19 protein-coding genes are annotated in these 17,749 nt (G+C 68.6%); 14 read left to right on the top strand and 5 right to left on the bottom strand.

Annotation, left to right across the window (positions count from 1 at the left end):
- Window positions 1–38: 38 nt before the first annotated feature.
- Entirely contained in the window at window positions 39–2,066 is a 2,028-nt protein-coding gene (locus tag BC793_RS23885; RefSeq protein ID WP_146246399.1) for an AAA family ATPase, read from the top strand.
- A 131-nt stretch (window positions 2,067–2,197) separates the two neighbouring features.
- On the top strand, window positions 2,198–3,262 hold the full coding sequence (locus tag BC793_RS23880; protein WP_239170254.1) for a VanZ family protein: 1,065 nt from the start codon (window positions 2,198–2,200) through the stop codon (window positions 3,260–3,262).
- An 18-nt stretch (window positions 3,263–3,280) separates the two neighbouring features.
- Here BC793_RS23880 and BC793_RS23875 read toward each other — a convergent pair whose 3' ends face one another.
- Window positions 3,281–4,510, bottom strand: a complete 1,230-nt coding sequence (locus BC793_RS23875; RefSeq protein ID WP_158319337.1) for a sensor histidine kinase — start codon at window positions 4,508–4,510, stop codon at window positions 3,281–3,283.
- A gap of 29 nt (window positions 4,511–4,539) precedes the next feature.
- Window positions 4,540–5,196, bottom strand: a complete 657-nt coding sequence (locus tag BC793_RS23870) for a response regulator transcription factor (RefSeq protein ID WP_109595773.1) — start codon at window positions 5,194–5,196, stop codon at window positions 4,540–4,542.
- Window positions 5,197–5,305: 109 nt separating this feature from the next.
- On the opposite strand from BC793_RS23870, the gene BC793_RS23865 reads away from it, so the two are divergent.
- The 5 genes from BC793_RS23865 (at window position 5,306) to BC793_RS23845 (ending at window position 9,262) form a co-directional block, all read left to right on the top strand.
- Window positions 5,306–5,833, top strand: coding sequence for a hypothetical protein (locus BC793_RS23865; RefSeq protein ID WP_146246398.1), 528 nt, complete (start codon window positions 5,306–5,308; stop codon window positions 5,831–5,833).
- 155 nt (window positions 5,834–5,988) lie between these two features.
- Window positions 5,989–6,870: a peptidoglycan-binding protein gene (locus BC793_RS23860; protein WP_109595769.1), complete on the top strand. Its 882-nt coding sequence runs from the start codon at window positions 5,989–5,991 to the stop codon at window positions 6,868–6,870.
- Complete coding sequence (locus BC793_RS23855; RefSeq protein ID WP_203896338.1) at window positions 6,867–7,523, top strand: ABC transporter ATP-binding protein; 657 nt, start codon at window positions 6,867–6,869, stop codon at window positions 7,521–7,523. The genes BC793_RS23860 and BC793_RS23855 overlap by 4 nt, the downstream gene beginning before the upstream one ends.
- On the top strand, window positions 7,520–8,689 hold the full coding sequence (locus BC793_RS23850; protein ID WP_109595767.1) for an ABC transporter permease: 1,170 nt from the start codon (window positions 7,520–7,522) through the stop codon (window positions 8,687–8,689). The genes BC793_RS23855 and BC793_RS23850 overlap by 4 nt, the downstream gene beginning before the upstream one ends.
- A gap of 72 nt (window positions 8,690–8,761) precedes the next feature.
- On the top strand, window positions 8,762–9,262 hold the full coding sequence (locus BC793_RS23845; protein WP_109595765.1) for an RICIN domain-containing protein: 501 nt from the start codon (window positions 8,762–8,764) through the stop codon (window positions 9,260–9,262).
- A 99-nt stretch (window positions 9,263–9,361) separates the two neighbouring features.
- On the opposite strand, the gene BC793_RS23840 is transcribed toward BC793_RS23845, so the two are convergent.
- Window positions 9,362–10,771 carry an FAD-dependent oxidoreductase gene (locus tag BC793_RS23840; protein ID WP_109595763.1) on the bottom strand — a complete coding sequence of 470 codons (1,410 nt, stop codon included), beginning with the start codon at window positions 10,769–10,771 and terminating at the stop codon, window positions 9,362–9,364.
- Window positions 10,772–10,875: 104 nt separating this feature from the next.
- Between BC793_RS23840 and BC793_RS23835 the strand changes: the two genes are divergently transcribed.
- Window positions 10,876–11,583 (top strand): SGNH/GDSL hydrolase family protein, encoded by a 708-nt coding sequence (locus BC793_RS23835; RefSeq protein WP_239170247.1) that lies wholly within the window; start codon window positions 10,876–10,878, stop codon window positions 11,581–11,583.
- 12 nt (window positions 11,584–11,595) lie between these two features.
- On the opposite strand, the gene BC793_RS23830 is transcribed toward BC793_RS23835, so the two are convergent.
- Window positions 11,596–11,874 carry a VHL beta domain-containing protein gene (locus tag BC793_RS23830; RefSeq protein ID WP_109595759.1) on the bottom strand — a complete coding sequence of 93 codons (279 nt, stop codon included), beginning with the start codon at window positions 11,872–11,874 and terminating at the stop codon, window positions 11,596–11,598.
- A 995-nt stretch (window positions 11,875–12,869) separates the two neighbouring features.
- Here BC793_RS23830 and BC793_RS23820 point away from each other — a divergent pair.
- The 3 genes from BC793_RS23820 to BC793_RS50680 all read left to right on the top strand — a co-directional run bounded on the left by BC793_RS23820 (window position 12,870) and on the right by BC793_RS50680 (window position 15,013).
- Window positions 12,870–13,751 (top strand): DUF4142 domain-containing protein, encoded by an 882-nt coding sequence (locus BC793_RS23820; RefSeq protein ID WP_109595755.1) that lies wholly within the window; start codon window positions 12,870–12,872, stop codon window positions 13,749–13,751.
- A gap of 81 nt (window positions 13,752–13,832) precedes the next feature.
- Entirely contained in the window at window positions 13,833–14,462 is a 630-nt protein-coding gene (locus tag BC793_RS23815) for a DivIVA domain-containing protein (protein ID WP_158319336.1), read from the top strand.
- Window positions 14,463–14,587: 125 nt separating this feature from the next.
- Window positions 14,588–15,013: a hypothetical protein gene (locus BC793_RS50680; RefSeq protein ID WP_203896339.1), complete on the top strand. Its 426-nt coding sequence runs from the start codon at window positions 14,588–14,590 to the stop codon at window positions 15,011–15,013.
- Between the two features lie 89 nt (window positions 15,014–15,102).
- On the opposite strand, the gene BC793_RS23805 is transcribed toward BC793_RS50680, so the two are convergent.
- Entirely contained in the window at window positions 15,103–16,083 is a 981-nt protein-coding gene (locus BC793_RS23805) for a hypothetical protein (RefSeq protein ID WP_109595751.1), read from the bottom strand.
- An 85-nt stretch (window positions 16,084–16,168) separates the two neighbouring features.
- Between BC793_RS23805 and BC793_RS23800 the strand changes: the two genes are divergently transcribed.
- From BC793_RS23800 to BC793_RS23790, 3 genes are read left to right on the top strand one after another with little or no spacing between them, the layout of a single operon-like run.
- Window positions 16,169–16,507 (top strand): ArsR/SmtB family transcription factor, encoded by a 339-nt coding sequence (locus BC793_RS23800; RefSeq protein WP_203896340.1) that lies wholly within the window; start codon window positions 16,169–16,171, stop codon window positions 16,505–16,507.
- On the top strand, window positions 16,504–17,010 hold the full coding sequence (locus BC793_RS23795) for an SRPBCC domain-containing protein (protein WP_109595749.1): 507 nt from the start codon (window positions 16,504–16,506) through the stop codon (window positions 17,008–17,010). Before BC793_RS23800 ends, BC793_RS23795 begins: the two co-directional genes overlap by 4 nt.
- Before the next feature lie 54 nt (window positions 17,011–17,064).
- Complete coding sequence (locus BC793_RS23790; protein ID WP_109595747.1) at window positions 17,065–17,700, top strand: GntR family transcriptional regulator; 636 nt, start codon at window positions 17,065–17,067, stop codon at window positions 17,698–17,700.
- The last annotated feature ends 49 nt before the right edge of the window (window positions 17,701–17,749 follow it).

The raw sequence follows: 17,749 nt of genomic DNA, 5'->3' as shown, positions 1-17,749 counted from the left end.
GGAAGAGGGGCAGTGACGTGAGCGGCACCGTGCGGAGCATGGCGGCACGCCTGGCGGAACGACGCCGATCGGCGTTCGTCGGCCGGGACCGCGAATCGGCGGTCTTCAGGGCTGCCTTACGGCAGGAGCGGGGTGCCCCTTCGACGCTTTTCGTGCACGGCATGGGCGGGATCGGCAAATCAACGCTGGTACGGCGATTCGCCGATGAGGCCGAGGCCGCGGGGCGAACCGTCGTACTCGTCGACGGGCGGTACATCGATCCCTCACCGGACGGCTTCCGGACGCAGACCAAGGAAGCCTTCGACGATGACCACGCCGTGCTGCTGATCGATGCGTTCGAGCACTGTCAGGGCCTGGAACACTGGCTGCGCGACCACTTCCTGCCCACGCTGCCGGAACGGACGGTCATCGTGCTCGCTGGTCGTTGTCCGCCCAGCCGCGACTGGACGACCGACGTGGCATGGACCGGGTCGCTGGCCGTCATGAGCCTGGAACCGTTGGACGAGCAGGCCGCGCTGGATCTGTTGTCGCGTCGCGGGGCCGACGACTCCACGAGCCGTGAGATTCTCGCCTTCACCGGGGGCCACCCTCTTGCGCTGAGTCTGGCGGGCGTCCTTGCGGCAGCGGGACCGCCCGGACGTACCCCGTGGACTCCCGGACCGGACGTGCTGACCGCACTGCTCAACCATCTGGTGGGGGATCTTCCGTCGGACCGGCACCGCCTGGCGCTGGAGACCGCAGCGCACAACTACACCACGACGGAGGATCTGCTGGGGGCGGTGGTCGGCAGGCAACACGCCGCGGCGCTCTTCGCCTGGTTGCGGGACCTCCCGTTCGCGGAGCCGGGCAGGAACGGACTGACCGTCCACGAACTGGTCAGCGAGGTGCTGGACCGGGACCTGCGCTGGCGTGACCCGCAGGGATACGAGCAGATGCACAACGCCGGCGTCCGTCATCTGATCGACCGGGCCCGGAACGCCGATCCGCACAACGTGCTCAGCGCCACCCGGGCGCTGTGTCATCTGAAGTGGCACGGTCCCGCGAAGCGGTATTTCCCGACGACCCGGCAAGACGGCGACGTGTACGAGAGCCCGCTGCAACCGGAGGACCACGCCTTCGTGGTGCAGCACCTGGAGGAAGCCGAGAGCCCGGCGGAGGCCCGGGTCGCCCGCCACTGGCTGACGCATCGGCCTGCCGATTTCTGGATCTACCGCAGCACCCACGACGACGCGCCTGTGGGTTTTCTTCTCTGGCTGCGGCTCACCGATGCCGGACAGCACGCCACCGCCGATCCGGTCACCGCCGCCTGCTGGAAGTGGAGTGAGAGATCCGGCCCGGTGGCACACGGACAGCAGATCATGATTCTGCGCTTCGCCGTCTCCCGCGGGCCGTCCGGCCGGGCAAGGAGCATGAACGGCTCTGTCCCCGGCGCCGATCTGGCGATGCAGCAGCGCGTGATCCGTTCCTGGCTGCGTGAGCAGGCGGTGGCCTGCTCCTTCGTGGCGACGGCGGACGCCCGGGTGTGGACGCCGTTGATGAGGATGGACGGCCACCTCCCGTTCGCCGAGGTGACGCTGCCGCCCGGGCGGCCCTTCACGCTGTACGGGCACGACTGGCGCCGGCAAGGGCTGGATGTCTGGCTTCAACAGGCCCTGGCATTGCACGAGGCGGACCCGGCCGGCACCGCCACAGCGGTGAACAGCTCCAGCCTCGACAGGGATGCGTTCGACCAGGCGGTCAGGGAGGCGCTGCGGCATCTGCATGACCCGATCGCCCTCAGCGCCAGCCCGTTGCTGCAGCTCTGCGGTGCCCCGGACGCAGCGGGCGCCGACCGGATCGAGGCGCTACGGCAGATGTTGACCAGCGCGGTCGCGGAGATGCTGGACGAACCGCGGCACGCCAGGCAACACAGGTCTCTGGCCGTGACGTACCTCGAGCAGCCTCGCACCCAGGAGGCTGCCGCGCACCGGCTCGGACTTCCTCTCGGCACCTACCGCCGCCATCTCGCACGCGGCGTCCAACGGCTCTCCGACCACCTGTGGCAGCGACAACAGTTGCGGTCCTGACCGGGACTCCTCCCGCTCACTGTCGTTCACCTGCGCTCAGATGCGTTCCCCGAGAAGCCGTCGGTTGATCTGATTGCCCCTGGCCCGCCGGGTGAGCGGAGCGCATGCAGAGCGGAGTGACTGTGGCATCGATGGCACCGGGCGTACTGGCGCTCGGCGTGGGCGTCGTACTGGCCGTCGCGGGATTCGTGCCATGGGTGGCGGCCCGGTACCGGCGCCGCGGCAGGATGTCGGCTGGATCAGCGATCCTGGCCTTCAGCGTTCTGGTGTATGCGCTGGCGCTCCTGGCCTACACGATGCTGCCGCTGCCGGCGGAGCCCGCGGACATGTGCGTGAGCGGTGGGAAGGCGCCGCAGACAAGGCTGTTCGGGTTCCTGAGCAACATCGAGCGGCACGGCGGATACCACGGACCGGCATCCCTGCTGAACAACTGGGCGATCGCTCAGGTGCTGCTCAACGTCGTGCTGTTCATCCCTCTCGGTATGTTCGTGCGGCATGCTCGGCGCCATCGTCGCGCCGCCGGAGGCCTGGCGGGTGCCGCAGTGGCCGGCTTCCTCGTGTCGCTGCTGGTGGAGTGCACTCAGGTGACCGGGGGCTGGTTCGTCTATCCCTGCGCCTATCGCCAGTTCGACGTGGACGACCTTCTCGTCAACACGTTCGGGGCGCTGTGCGGAGCATTCGCCGCGCCGCTGGTCGCCGTGGTGTCGAGCCGGCGGGACGACCCTGGCGAGGTGGGACAGCCGGTGACCGCCGGGCGACGGCTGGCGGGGATGCTGTCCGACGTGCTCCTGGTCGCTCTGGCCGGTGGGGTGCTGTCCGCGGTCGTCGATACCGTCGCGGTCGCGGCCGGCGGGGACGTGCGGGCCGGCGGATCCGGCACCACGAGCTATCTGGTGGCCCTGCTCCCGGCGTTCGGCCAGCTGGCGTGCATAGGCGTCACCGGTCGCACGGCAGGGGAGGCAGTGGTACGCCTGCGGCCGGCCCGGATGCCGACAGCCGGCCGCGCGGTGCTGCGCTGGACGCTGGGAATCGGCGGCTGGTCGATCCTGGCGCAGGCCGACTCGATGGTCTCGTTGCTGGCGTACCCGCTCGCCGTCGTCACGGTGGTCAGCGTCTGGACGACTCGCGGGCATCGGGGTCTCGCCTATGCATCGGCCGGCCTCGAGGTTCAGGACGTGCGCTCGGCGGCCGCGTGAGCGGGACCCGCGAAGGGATCATGTCGGCCGCTCGCCTTCCGCGTCGACACCACCACGGCGCCGGGTACGGGACCCCATCGTCAGCCCGGCCGTCGCATCGGCCGGTGGGAACCGCACCGTGGTCTCCAGGCCACCGTCGCGGCGCGCGGTGGTGGTGATGCGAGCGTGGTGTGCGGCGGCGATGGATCTGACGATGGACAGTCCCAGGCCGCTGCCCCGGACGGAGTCGATCCTGTCGGTGAGCCTGCGGAAGGGCTCGTACAAGCCGTCGATCTCGTGGTCGTCGATGAGCGGGCCGGTGTTCCAGATGGTGAGCGCAACGGTGCCGTCGAGCTCTTCGCATCGGATGCCGACCACACCGCAAGCGATGTTGTAGTTGACGGCGTTGGTGAGCAGGTTCTGTATCAGCCGTTCCAGCAGTACGGCATCACCGATGACCCGTGCCGGTTCGATGACGGGCCGGATTTCGACGCCGGCGCTCCCGGCCGCCGGGCGGCCGGCGGTGATCAGCCGCTGCGTCACCTGGTCGAGCCGCACGATCGTCGGGTCGGCGATCTCATGCTCGGAGGTGGCCAGCAGCAACAGACCTTCGATGAGCCGCTCGTGGCGATTGTTGACGTCGAGCAGTTGAGTCCCGAGACGTACGGTCTGATCGGGGACGTCGGGGTGGCTGAGCGCGACCTCGATGAGTGTCCGGTTGATCGACAGGGGTGTGCGCAGCTCGTGGGAGGCGTTCGCCACGAACCGCTTCTGCGAGTGGAACGCGGCGTCCAGCCGGCTGAGCATGTCGTCGAACGTGTCGGCCAGATCACGCAGCTCATCGTGGGGGCCGTCGAGCCCGATCCGCTCGTGCAGATTGCCGTGCGCCACTCGCTGGGCGGTAGTGGTGATCTGTTGAAGCGGCCGCAAGGTGCGCCCGGCCACGCCCCAGGCCAGCCAGACTCCGACGACACCGACGGCCGAAAGGGCCAGCGTGCCCTGCTGCAGCAGCGAGGCCATGGTGCGTTCCCGGAAGTCGGCCTGTAGTTTCTCGGCGAACTGAAGGCGTTCAGCAGCGTCCGGAAAAGGATCGGGCGTTCCCCGTACAGCCGTTCCGTCATCGGGCGCGATGGCTTGTGTGGCGGGTGCCGAATAAACGATTCCGGTGTTGATCGCCTGGTCGTTCAGCCGTTCGTTGAGCAGAATGGCGGTGATGCCCAGCAGGACAGCGCCGATGAGGAGAAAGAGTAGGCCGTACAGGGCTGTCAATTTGGCCCGTACCGTTCGGCGCCGTCGGTTCATCGGATCTGGTATCCCAGCCCGGTGACGGTTTCGATGACCATCGGGTCGCCCAGTTTACGGCGTAGATTGAGCACCGTTACCCGGACCACGCCGGTGAACGGGTCGATGTTCTCGTCCCAGGCACGTTCCAGCAGCTGTTCTGTCGTCACCGGCGCCCCCTCGGCCCGCAGCAGCTCCTCGAGCACGGCGAACTCCTTGCGGGACAGCGAGATCCGGCGACCATCACGAACCACTTCATACCGGGTGGTGTCCAGCTGGATTCCGGCACGCTCGAGCACCGGCGGCGCCGCGGGCCGGGAACGTCGCCCCAGGGCACGCACCCGCGCGACCAGCTCGGCGAAGGCGAACGGCTTGGTGAGGTAGTCGTCGGCACCGAGGGAGAGCCCACCCACCCGATCGATGACCGAGCCGGCCGCGGTCAGCATCAGAACGCGTACATCCCCCGGGGTCGCGACTATGTGCTCGCAGACCTTGTCGCCATGCACGCGAGGAATGTCCCGGTCGAGCACGCAGACGTCGTACTGGTTGACGACGAGCCGCTCCAGGGCGGCCTCGCCGTCGTAGACGACGTCGACGGCGAGCGACTGCAATCGAAGGCCTTCAGCGATCGCGTCCGCCAGTTGAACCTCGTCCTCGACCACAAGTATCCGCACCCGGACATTATGACCGGCCAGCCTGTTAAAAGAACGTTAGCAGTTTCGTTAACTCTCACTTAACTGTCTTTCTGGTTCTGTTTCCGGCATCGACCAGAAAGGACGACCCATGTCTCCTGCACTCCGATTCTCTGGCTTGGCATTCATGCTTGCTTTGACGGCCGGCAGTGTCGCAGCCTGCGCCGACAAGGAGGCCACCGTGCCGCCGAACGCCGGCTCTTCCCAAGGCGGGGCCGACGAAGGCGTCACATTCGCCAAATGCATGCGCGATGAAGGGGTCGACATTCCTGATCCGGCGCCCGGTTCGCCGGTCCTCCTCCCCGCCCAAGGCCCCGGGGAGGAGGGCAGCGCGTCGGCGAAGAAGATGGCGGCCGCCCTGGAGAAGTGCCGGCAGTACATGCCGAACGGCGGAAAGGCCGACAAGCCCGATCCCGAGTACACCGAGCAATTGCGTGCCTTCGCGAAATGCATGCGGGAGAACGGTGCACCGGACTTCCCCGACCCGGACCCGGAGACCGGACGCCTGAACTCGCCCGGCAAGGGCCTGACCGTCGATGAGAACATGGGCAAGATCATGGAGAAGTGCAAGTTGCCCGACGGCGCCGCGGTACCGCCGGTCATCGGGTCGGCGAAGTGACATGGCGTACCAGGGTGACAGTGAGTGGCGCGGCTGTCACCGTCGCTGCCGGCGTCGCGCTGGGGGTCAACCAGTGGGCTCCCCGGCCCCATGATCAACCACCCCCACCGACGCCCCACCCGACCACCGTCATCAAACGGGAAAGCATCGCTCAGGTGGTCACCGTCGAAGGCCGGCTCGGCTATGGCACGGAGAACCCCCTCGACGGGAAGACGCCCGGCACCATCACCTGGCTCGCCGGAGCCGACACCATCATCAAGCGGGGCGGAACCCTGCTGCGAGTCGACAACGAACGCGTTGTCCTCCTGCATGGCGCGATGCCGGTCTACCGGGCACTCGCCCCGGGCCTGACCGGCCCGGACGTGAAACAGCTGGAGAGAAACCTCTCCGCCCTCGGCTATGCGGGTTTCACCGCCGACGATGAGTTCACCTCCGCCACCGCGGACGCGGTGCGGCGCTGGCAGCACGACCTCGGCCGCCCCGAGACGGGCCGGGTGGACTCCTCCTGGGTCGTCATCGCCAAGGGCGACGTGCGGATCAGCGAGGTGCGCGCCCGGGTCGGGGATCCCGGCACCGGCCCGATCTACACCTGGACCGGCACGCAGTCGGTGGTGACCGTCAAAGCGGAGGTCGGCAAGGCCGGCTGGGCCCGGACCGGCACGAAGGTCACGGTCTCCCTGCCCACCGGTAAGGACACGAAGGGCACCGTGACCAGCGTCGGCGCCAAGATCAGTCCCGGTACGGACGGCGGCGAGCCCACCATTCCCGTCACCATCCGCATCGACGATCGCAAAACGGCCGGCGGGCTACGCGACACGCCGGTGGAGGTCGGTTACGTGAGTGAGGAACGCAAGGACGTGCTGGCGGTACCCGTCGCCGCGCTGCTCGCCCTGCCGGAAGGTGGCTACGGCCTGCAGCTCGACGGCCCGGGTGGGACGCGCTATCTCCCGGTGAAACTCGGCATGTTCGCCGGGGGGAAGGTCGAGGTCAGTGGTGACGGCGTCACGGCCGGTCTGCAGGTGGTGATGCCCCAGTGATCTCCATGACCCACGTGCACAAGGTCTACACCGGCGGCGTCCACGCCTTGCACGACGTGTCCCTGTCGGTGACGGCCGGCGAGATGGTGGGCATCATCGGCCCGTCCGGCTCAGGGAAATCAACGATGCTGCACCTGCTCGGTGCCCTCGATCGCCCGTCCGACGGCTGCGTCCGGATCGACGGCCAGGACCTGTCACAGCTCTCCGACCGCGGCCTGGCCCACCTGCGAGCGCGCACCCTCGGCTTCGTCTTTCAACAGTTCCACCTCGCACCAGGCGTGTCCGCGCTCGACAACGTGGCGGACGGACTGCTGTATTGCGGTGTGCGACGGCGGGACCGACGTCGCCTGGCCGTCCAGGCGCTGGTTCGAGTCGGGCTCGAACACCGCGCTCACCACCGGCCCCACCAGCTCTCCGGTGGTGAGCAGCAGAGAGTCGCGGTGGCCAGGGCCCTGATCGGCGACCCGCCGGTATTACTCGCCGACGAACCCACCGGCAATCTCGACTCGGCCGCCGGCCAGACCGTCATGGGCATTCTGCACGACCTCCATGCGGCCGGAACGACGATCATCATCATCACCCACGACCAGGAGATCGCTTCCGGGCTGCCACGACGGGTGCGACTGCGCGACGGCCGATTGTCCGAGCGATGAGCCGGCTCTCGATCGCCGACACCGTCCGCGTGGGCGGCGCGGGCCTCCGCAGCCGTCCACTGCGCATCGCCCTGTCGGCCCTCGGCATCGCGATCGGCGTCGCCGCCATGGTGGCGGTAGTGGCCATCTCCGCGTCGAGCAAGGCGGCGGTCACCCGGGACTTGGACGCGCTGGGCACCAACCTGCTGATCACCCAACCAGGCGACAAGCTCGACGGTACGAAAGCGAAGCTGCGCCCCGAAGCATCGTCCATGGTGGCCCGCATTCCGTCGGTGCAATCGGTCTCCGCAACGGGCCGGCTCGACGAGAAGGTCTACCGCAACGAGCACATCCCCGTGGGTGAGTCGGGCAGCCTGCAGGTTCAGGCTGCCCGGCCCGACCTGCTCGGTACCGTCGGCGCCCGGCTCGCACGTGGCCGCTGGCTCGACAATGCACCCGACGGTCCGGTACTGGTGCTCGGCTCGCTTGCCGCCGACCGGCTGGGTATCGACCGGCCCGGCCCGAGCGTCTGGTCGGCCGGCCGATGGTTCACCGTGGTGGGGATCCTGCATCCGGTCCCGCTTGCCCCAGAACTCGACGCATCGGCCCTCACCGGATGGGAGACGGCCAAGCGGCTGCTCGACTTCGACGGCTCGCCGACGACCATCTACACCCGCTCCGAGAAACGAGACGTCGAGAAGGTACGCGCGTTGCTGGCCGCCACCATCAACCCGGAGGCTCCGCTCGAGGTACGCGTCTCCAGGCCATCGGACGCGTTGGCCGCGGCCCGGCGTACCGATGAGGCCTTCAGCGGCCTCCTTCTGGGCCTCGCCGCGGTGGCCTTGCTGGTCGGCGGGGTGGGCATCGCGAACACCATGGTCATCTCCGTGCTGGAACGCCGACGTGAGATCGGGCTCCGCCGAGCACTCGGAGCCACCAGAGGGCAGATCCGGACCCAGTTCCTGGCCGAGTCCCTGCTACTGGCGGCACTCGGCGGCACCGGCGGAATGCTGACCGGAGCCATGGTGACCGGCGGATACGCCTGGTACCGCGGCTGGCCCCCGGTTCTACCGCTGTGGACAGTGGCCGGCGGCTTGGCGGCCACCGTGGTGGTCGGAGCTGTCGCGGGATGGTATCCGGCCGCTCGTGCCGCCACGATGCCTCCCACCGAGGCACTCGCCACCTGACAGAGGGCATCTCGCCGGGCGAACCGGCGGCACGTCCATCGCGTTCCGGCTCCACCATCAGAGAGGACCATCATGCACCGCCCGTTGTCCCGCGCCGGCATCCTCGCGGCCGTACTCGGCATGGCCTTCACCGGAGGGCTGCTGTACCCGTCGCCCGCTCAGGCGAGCACCTTCGAGGGGCAGTTGCAGAACCACGCGACGGGTCGCTGCCTCGACAGCAACGACCGCGGCGACGTGTACACACTGCCCTGCGAGAAGGGAAATCCTCACCAGAAGTGGTACTTCGACTCCAATAGCGACCAGCACATGGACACACCGATCGGTCTGCGGAACGCGGCGACCGGCAGATGCCTCAGTGGCGACCTCGACGATGCCGGCAATCCCCAGCTGACCACGGGCGAGTGCTGGTCCGCCTTCCGCCCCGCGGGACCCAGCTGGGACGACATCACCCTGAGCGGCAGATTCCTGGAGCTCACCGGACGATCCTGCATCGACGGCAACCACGGGGGCGAGGCCTACTTCCTGCACTGCAACGGCACCGACCACCAGAGGTGGCGCGTCGTCTTCGGCTGAGCCCACCGGCTCCACCCTTGCCGGTGCCGGTAGTGATCAGTTCGGTGAGGGTGGGTGCCGGCACCGCGAAGACACCACGCCGGTTCTGGACCGGTCCGCTCAGATCTCGTTCCCGGCCTGCCCGGCCGCGAGGTCCAGGACGGCGAGCAGCTCGGCACGGTCCGGCCCGGGGAGCGGATATCGTGGGCCACCAGTCCCCTTCGAGAGGACCCGGCGCAGGACAGCCTCGTCGCCGGGGCCCGCCTCGAGCATGGCGGCCGCGGTGAGATAGACGCGGGCGCTGTCCGGGTCCAGGAGCCCGTCCGCGTAAAGGCTCCGCGCCAGATCCCATCTCGGATCGGCCGGCTGGTAAAGACGGCCCGCGATGTCGGCGTCGATCTCGGCGAGCCGATGCTCGTTCATCCAGGTGGTGTTGCGGTACCACGGATCGACCACCGCGCTGCCACGCTCGTCGAACTGCAGAACCAGTTTCTCAGGGTCGTCGAACCCGGTTTCCCGGATCACGTCGCGCAGCACCTGCGCGTGCAGAATGCCCATCGACGCACCGCGCCCGAGTGCCGGATTGGTGAAGTACGCGGCATCACCGAGCGCCACGACACCGGTCGCCACCGGACGGCCGTCGACGACGTAGCGCCGGCTGCGGTCGTTGAGCCCGCCCATCACGTCGACGGCGGTGATCGGATCTCCGTCCGCCCAGTGCGCGGCCGCCGGATAGCGGGCCAGCAGAGCATTCCAGGGGCCGACATCACGCAACGCCCGCAGGGCGGTGTCCCGGCTGCTGACGGCGAACACCACCGCCCAGGTGCCGTTGTCGCACGGCACGGTGAGGATCGAGATCGAGTTGTGCCGGTGGGTCAGGGGCACCTCCGAGGAGGGCAGTGCCCCGTGGAAATGCCGGCCGTAGTACACGAATCCGGCGTCGGCTCGTTCCTCCTCCGGCTTGCCCAGATCGTCGTCGGCCAGCCAGGACGGCAAGGGTGACCGCCGGCCGGTGCAGTCCACGACCAGGTCAGCCATCACCTTGAAGGTCCGGCCCCCGGAGTCGGCGCGAACACCGACGACCCGCCGTCCGACAACGACCAGGCCGGTGGCACGGACACCGCGGCGGATGGTGACCTGTGGCGTGCGCGCCGCTACCGCGGCCACGGCGCTTTCCAGTACCGGCCGCCGGGCAGCAATGGTGTCGAAGCGGCCGTCGTCCGGACGCCGCTCGCACCGCGCGGCCGGGAACACGAGATCGAGGGTGTTCGTCGGGCGCCCACCGGCGGAGACCAGTTCGTCCAGAACTTCCGGCAGCACGGTACGCATCTCGGCGTGCCAGCGTGGCTGCATGAAGTGAGCACCTTGAAACTGGCTGACACCCGGGCGGTCCCAGTGCGGCAGCACCGTCCGTGGCGGCGGTGGAGCATCGTCGCGCTCGAGGACGGTCACGCGGTGGCCGTCCTCGGCCAACAGCATCGCGGTTGTCAGCCCGTTGAGGCCCGCACCAAGAACGAGGATCTCAGTCATGGGGAGATCGTCCGATGACCCGTCTGCCGGAGGCCAGGTCAAACACGTCTCATCACCGCTCTGTTCCGCTCACTCCCGCCCACGACGGCGGCTCGGAGGACAGGGTGAAGCTGCTCCAGAAGTCGTGCAGCGGCGCCACGACGTCCGACGTCGTGGAGAAGCAACTCGGTGACCTCAGCGACAGGACGAATCTCGTCACCATCACCGCGGGTGCGAACGACCTCGATCTCGTGGCGGTGCTGACGGTCTGTGCCGACCCCGGGCAGGCCGAGGCGTGCGGCGCCAAGCTTCTGAAGACCGAGGCGGTCCTGACGACCGAGCTGCCCGGCCGCCTCGCGAAGCTGCTGACGTCGGTCAAGGCGGCCGCCCCGAAGGCCAGGATCGCGATCACCGGCTATCCGGTGCCTTTCGAGGACGTCGCCGAGTGCGCCGGGCTGCCGAAGTCCCTGCGTGACAACGGTGTCCGCGCCGTGACCGGGCTGAACCGCGTGTTGAGCGTCGCGGCGGCATCGACCGGGGTCACCTTCGTGGACGTGGCCGAGCGTTTCGCGGGACACGGCCTGTGCTCGACATCGCCCTGGCTGGTCGGCATCGAGGGCATCCAGAACCGGACTGTGCTGCACCCGAACCGCGATGGTCAGGTCGACGGCTACCTGCCCACGCTGAAAGCGGCGATCGGCAGAGTTGAGTCGGCATGGAGTGCGGTTCCGGCGTCACCGCCGGCCCGCTTCTCCAGGCCGGCTCCTCCGCCGGTGCCTTTCGCCTCCGCTCCCGACCAGGCATCACCCGTTCAGGGAGACGAGCCGAAGTGAGTTGCGCTCTGATCAGGTGATCGTCGCCTGAGCCGGACGGTCTGCGGGTAGAACGACTGCCAGGCTGTGACCGCCCATGGTGGTGATCACCCATGGGTGGCCTACGAAAGTCGGCTGCTGGCGGGCGTCTCCGCTGTCGAGGACCAGGTAACGCTCCCTGGCCCCCTGGTAGTCCAGCCAGTAGATGACAACCGACTCGTCCCTGTGGTTGACGAAATCGATCTCGGTCCTCTTGTCGGTCTCGATCGAGCGCAGATCCTTCTCTCGTTGCGCCGAGAGAACAGTGACCATGGCCGGAGCGGTGGTCGGCTTGGCACTCGCCTCCGATGATGAGGGCGTCCGACCGGGTGCGGACGGCGAGCCGGACGGAGGTGTGGTCCGGCCCGAACCGACGGAAGGCGAGGACCCGACGGAAGGCGCGGACCCGGCCGAAGAAGAGGAACCGGCCGAAGAAGAGGAACCGGCCGAAGAAGAGGAACCGGCCGGCCCCGCGGCCGGGTTGAGCCTGCCCGGATCCGTGACACCGACGGCTACCGAGTCGGCGTAGAACTCAGCCGGCTCCGCGGTAGGCCGCAGCAGGGCCGCAACCGATCCGGCCGATACGACACCCGTCAACCCCATCGCGAGCAGCCGGCGCCGTCGCCGCGACAGGCGACCGGATCGGCGGGCGGGCGCCGGCGCCCTCTCCGGGGTCGGGGCGTGAACGGCCGGGTCATGGCGCACCGGCGCGCGGCGCTCGGTGTGCCGGCGGGCGCCGTGACGAGACGTCGTGTCCGCCACATCGGGCACCCATCGACCGATGCGCAGGCCGGTGTCCGGCGGCAGGTCGTCGGCGGATGTCACGGGAGCGTCCTCGAACAACTTCGACCTCTAACAGGCGTCTCGACAACAACGGCCCTTGATTCTGCACATGGCCGAATACGTCGTCAACGTCGATGCATCACGAATCGGCGGCGGCCTGGCGCGTTTGTCGTGCCCTTGCGGTTCAGTCATCGTTGCGACGTTTCGCCGTCGATGAGCGATTCGCAGAATTGGTGCCCGCCGAGCGTTGGACTGAGGGCATGAGGCGACCGTTCATAACCTTTACTAACCAATCGATTTCTGGGAGGGCTCCCATTATCGCGGCGCATCTCCCACCCCTTTCGGAACGGTCGCCCGGTGTCAGATCAGTTGATCCACAACTCGATCCGGCGCGTACTCCCAGCCGCTGGAACGCCAACTGTTCGCTGTTGAGGAGAGTGACTTTGTTCGCCGTTGATGGGACGCCTCGATGGTGTCGGCAGTTGATGGGCGGGGCACTGACCGCCGTCGCGCTGGTCCTGCTGAGCCCCGGGAGTGCGCACGCCGAGCCGGGTGTGCCGGAACCTCCGAGTGGATTGTTGTCCGATCGCGGTGAGGGCGATCTTTCGGAGGCGGACCGAGACTTTCTGACGAAGGTCCGGCTCGCTGGACTGTGGGAGACGCCTGCCGGGAAGATGGCGCAGCAGAAGTCCCAGAGCCAGCGGATCCAGTCCATCGGACGTGATATCGCGGCCCAGCACGACGCGCTCGACACCATGGTGGTCGACGCGGCGGAGAAGCTCGGTGTCGTGCTGCCGAATCAGCCCAACCAAGACCAGCAGGGCTGGCTCGAAGAAATGCGCCAGGCGCAGGGGAAGACCTTCGATCAGATATACATCGACCGATTGCGGGCGGCGCATGGAAAGATCTTTCCTGCTATCGCCTCGATCCGGGCCGGTACCCGCAACGACACGGTTCGTAAGCTCGCGCAACGCGCGAATCAGTTCGTCATGACCCACATGACGCTGTTGGAGAGCAGCGGCATCGTCGATTTCCGGGCACTGCCCACCGTGCCGGCGCCGGCCGTCGCCGCCAATGGGCCGTCCGCTCCCGCGCGGGCCCTGTCCGGTGCGGAGCGCAGCGTTGCGGCATCGCCGCTCATCAGCACGCCGGTGCTCATCGTGCTCCTGGTCACGGCCGTCGGGGCGGGGCTCTTCGTCACCAGGCGGTTCCTCCCGGCCGGCCGCCGGGCCGGATCGCGATATCGCGGCAGGTATCGCTACACCTCATCACCGCCGCCCGGCGGGGAACGGACCTTCGCCGGCAGGACGGCTGAAGTCGCTGGGAGGTACCTGAATCTCCTACGCCGGGCAGCCCGCCGATCATGACGGCCTGTGGGGCGCCCCGTGGCAGCAGAGGGGCGTCCCGCACCCGGCCCGGACCCGGTTCGAACAATGCGAGGAGCCGAAGTGTCATTGAGCCCCGCCGAGATCCGCAATGTGGCCTTCAGCTCGCCCCCGCCGCGTGTGCGGAGCTACGACAAGGGCCAGGTCGACGCCTTCGTGGAGAAGGTGCAGCGGGAGATGATCCGCCTGCGGTCGCAGAACCGGGGGCTGCGAGAGGAACTGCAGGGCGGTCCCACCAGGGATGAACTCGCCGCCCGGCTGGAGCGGCTCGAAGACGATCTGGCACGAGCCGAGCAGCACGCCCGGGACGTGCGGTCGGAGCTGAAACGCCTCCGGTCATCGGAAGGTGGTGAGCTGCCGCCGTCGCCCGACGGCGCCGGCGACTTCATCGACCTCGCTCAGCGGTTCGCCGACCAGCACGTCCGCGACGCGGAACGGGAAGCGGAGGCACTGCACAGCGCCGCCCGCACCAGAGCCGACAAATTGATCAGCGAAGCGCAGTTACTGGCCTCCACGATCGACAGCGACGCCAGGGCCCGGCACGCCGAGGCGATCAACAGTCTGTTCGGCGATCGGGCCGCCGCACTCGAGGAGATCGACCGGCTCAACCGGGAGCTGGACGACCTTCGTGAGTCGCTGCGCAGACAGATCACACGACCCGTACCCGAAGTGCTCCCCCGCGGCATTCCCTGAGGGTCTCCGCCGCCGTGCCCGGGACGCCGGGGCAGGTGCCCGATACGGACTGGATGTCCGCCACTGCCCGATCGGAGGCCACTACCGTTCGCCCCATTTGCCCCCCGTGTAAAAGGAGTGGATAGATGAGGGCACGTCACGTCTTGGGTGCGATTGCGCTGTCCGCGCTTGCGGGCTGCTCCAGTTCCGCCCCGGCCGACAAGGCCGCACCGCCGGCGCCGGAAGCGACGCTCGCGTCGCCGGGCGCCGTCCGTGCCTGTAGCGACGTGTTCGTTCCGGACCAGCCGGTCACCGGGTTCGACGAGCAGAAGGGGTGCACCGACAAGGCGGGCACGGTTCAGTTCATCGGCGCGGTGGAATGCGCCGACGGGACGAAGCTGTGGCCCGTGGACGCCGCCACCGGCGCGCCGGCCGGGTTCGGGCGCGAAGGCACGGCCTACCGCGTGGTGACGGGGGAGGTCGCGGCGGACAAGACCTACAAGGCGGCGTACGAGGAGTGCGTGGGCGACGACGACGCGGGCGCCAGCCCGGCACCGTCGGCCGCCAAGTAGAGGGGTGTCGCGTCGGGCCGGCGGCGATCCTGGCCGGCCCACCCCCAGACACCACGCGGCCCGTGGCGCGAGGTGCGTACCGAGCCCGGTCAGTCCAGATTGTCCTGGGTGTAGGTGCGCGACTTGAGGAAGAAGTCGATGTCGTCCCACGGGTGCTCGGTGATCCAGTCGGTGCCGATCACCTCGTAGAGACTCCACGCCGGCTTGTGGAAGTCGCCGTAGGTGAACGCGAAGGCGAAGTTGTTCCAGACGATCGGGGTCAGCAGGGTCTCCCGGTAGTCGTCGTGCCAGACGGAGAGCTGGGCGGCGTCCCAGATCTCGTCCATCACCTTCTCGGACTCGTAGTAGGTGAGGTCGAGAGTGCGGTCACGGTCGCCCGGCTTTCTGGCCCTCGCCAGGTTCCACGTGTGGGCGCGGTGTGCCAGCGCGACCAGGGCCGGCACGTGGGTGCCGGGGCACGCGAGGGCCCTGGTCCGGGCGAAGTCGAACATCGCCGGGGTGTTGCCGCCCCAGTCGGGGCGCAGGCACCAGAGCATCTCCTCGTGGCCGTACCAATGGGTGGGGTCGATCGCGACCAGGCGCTCGAAGCGCCGCCATCGCTCCACCAGCGGCAGATGCAGCGCCCGGCTCGCCTCCAGCTTGTACATCCAGGCGTCGGCATCGCCGGGGCTCCGCTCCAGCACCTCGTCCAGCAGCTCTTCGGCGCGGGCCAGGTGCCTGGTCATGATCGCGCGGTCCTCGTCGGTGGCGGTGCCGTCGGTGGCGGCGCCGGGCAGCTCCCACGACCAGCTGACCATGTGGACGGCCTTGATCAGCAGGGGCAGGACCGAGCCGGGCTCCTCCCGGATGGGGCCGCTGATCCACTTCTCGATGCCGAGGGTGCCGGCCGCGACCCGTACGTAGTAGGAGCGGTGCTCCGGGTCGGCGGTGGTCAGGATCTCCCGGGCCGTGTCCCAGTCACGTTTGCGGAGCACGAATCGCAGGCGCTCGGCAGCCGGGTCGCCGAGGAAGTGGCAGAACTCCGGAACGTCCTCGTCGGCGGCGGACCGCCCCTTGGTGAAAGGCCACACGGGCGGAGCGTAGCCCGCGCGATGATCGGTTTCCGCCGAAGCCCACGGCTTGACAGGTGACCAAATGGTCACCTAACTTAGAGTCATGACGGACGACGATCGGGTGTTCGACGACGCTCTGGTGTTCAGGGCGCTGGCCGACCCGAGCCGCCGGTTCCTGCTCGACCTGCTCTTCGCGCGTGACGGCCGCACGCTCACGGAGCTGGAGGGTGAGCTGGAGATGACCCGGTTCGGCGTCGCCAAGCATCTGCGGGTGCTGGAGGAGGCGGGTCTCGTCGTCGTGCGCCGCTCCGGCCGGGAGAAGTTGCACTTCCTCAACCCGGTGCCGATCCGGCAGATCCACGACCGGTGGATCGACAAGTTCACCGAGCACCACGTCACCGCACTGATCGATCTCAAGCAAGCGCTGGAGGAAGAGTCATGAGCGACACCCAGGTCTTCCGTATCTGGATCAAGGCACCGGCCGAAAAGATCTGGACGGCCATCACCGATCCGGAGTGGACCGCGAAGTACGCGTATGCCGCGCCCCAGTTCTACGAGCTCAAGAAGGGCGGCCGGTTCTACTCGACGGCCACCGACGAGATGAAGGCCTACTCGGAGGCGAACGGGTGGTCGCTGCCCGAGGTGATCATCGACGGTGAGGTGCTGGAGGCCGAGCCGCCGCGGCGCCTGGTGCAGACGTGGCGGATGCTGATGGACCCGACGGCGGCCGCCGAGCCGTTCACCACGCTCACCTACGAGATCGAGGACTCCGCTCCCGGCGTCTGCCGGGTCACCATCACGCACCACACGCCGGGTGCGCCGGCCACCGCCGCGATGATCGCCGGCAACACGGCGGCCGACGCCGACGGTGGCGGTGGCTGGGCCTGGGTGCTCAGCGACCTCAAGTCGCTGCTGGAGACCGGCAAGGTCCTCGCCGAGGCCTGACCCACTCCGGGGCCAGCCCGTGCCGCATCGGCGCGGGCTGGCAGACTTGCGCGGGTGAGCGACGGTGAGTTGGAGACGTACAGTCTCGTCGAGCTCGCCGTCGAGCGCCTGCGGCGGGACATTCTGAGCGGCCGGAGCGATCCGGGTGAACGCCTGGTCGAGGAACAGCTGACCCGACGGCTGGGGATCAGCCGGGCGCCCTTGCGCGAGGCCATGCGCCTGCTCGCCGAGCAGGGGCTGGTCGAGCACATCCCGCGGCGCGGCGCGCGGGTCGCCACCCTGTCCGACGACGACGTGCGCGAGCTGTATGAGGTCCGCGACGTTCTGGAGCGGCACGCGGTGACGACCACTCCCCCGGGACGCGACCTGAGCCGGCTGCGGTCCGCCCTGGAGTCGATCCGCACCGCGACCGAGACCGACGACCGGCTGGAGCTGGCCAACGCGCACCGGCGGTTCCATGTCGAGGTCGTGGCGCTGAGCGGAAATCGGCAGCTCACCGGGCTGTATGAGTCGATCCTCGTGCGGATCCAGCTCTACATGGCGGTCAACATGCGGCGCGAGGCGGAGACCGCCCGAGCGCGGGACGGCGTGCTGCGACACGAGCGGCTGTTCGCCGCGGTGGAGCACGGCGACGCGGGCGCGCTGCTGGAGGCGCTGAACGGGCACGGCGCCCGTACCTACCTGAACTGACCGGTCTCCCCACCACCCGCGCCGCCGGGAAATCGGGCCGTTACACAAC

The organism is Actinoplanes xinjiangensis (assembly GCF_003148685.1).
GTDB classification, from domain to species: Bacteria; Actinomycetota; Actinomycetes; order Mycobacteriales; family Micromonosporaceae; genus Actinoplanes; species Actinoplanes xinjiangensis.
The sequence above is the reverse complement of the archived record's forward strand: the minus strand, read 5'-3'. Positions and strand labels throughout refer to the sequence as shown.

Coding starts and splice junctions, on each gene's coding strand:
- BC793_RS23845 (WP_109595765.1), top strand. CDS start 8,762: ATGCACCGCCCGTTGTCCCGCGCCGGCATCCTCGCGGCCGTACTCGGC.
- BC793_RS23885 (WP_146246399.1), top strand. CDS start 39: ATGGCGGCACGCCTGGCGGAACGACGCCGATCGGCGTTCGTCGGCCGG.
- BC793_RS23795 (WP_109595749.1), top strand. CDS start 16,504: ATGAGCGACACCCAGGTCTTCCGTATCTGGATCAAGGCACCGGCCGAA.
- BC793_RS23880 (WP_239170254.1), top strand. CDS start 2,198: ATGGCACCGGGCGTACTGGCGCTCGGCGTGGGCGTCGTACTGGCCGTC.
- BC793_RS50680 (WP_203896339.1), top strand. CDS start 14,588: ATGAGGGCACGTCACGTCTTGGGTGCGATTGCGCTGTCCGCGCTTGCG.
- BC793_RS23840 (WP_109595763.1), bottom strand. CDS start 10,771: ATGACTGAGATCCTCGTTCTTGGTGCGGGCCTCAACGGGCTGACAACC.
- BC793_RS23830 (WP_109595759.1), bottom strand. CDS start 11,874: ATGGTCACTGTTCTCTCGGCGCAACGAGAGAAGGATCTGCGCTCGATC.
- BC793_RS23850 (WP_109595767.1), top strand. CDS start 7,520: ATGAGCCGGCTCTCGATCGCCGACACCGTCCGCGTGGGCGGCGCGGGC.
- BC793_RS23820 (WP_109595755.1), top strand. CDS start 12,870: ATGGGCGGGGCACTGACCGCCGTCGCGCTGGTCCTGCTGAGCCCCGGG.
- BC793_RS23800 (WP_203896340.1), top strand. CDS start 16,169: ATGACGGACGACGATCGGGTGTTCGACGACGCTCTGGTGTTCAGGGCG.
- BC793_RS23865 (WP_146246398.1), top strand. CDS start 5,306: ATGTCTCCTGCACTCCGATTCTCTGGCTTGGCATTCATGCTTGCTTTG.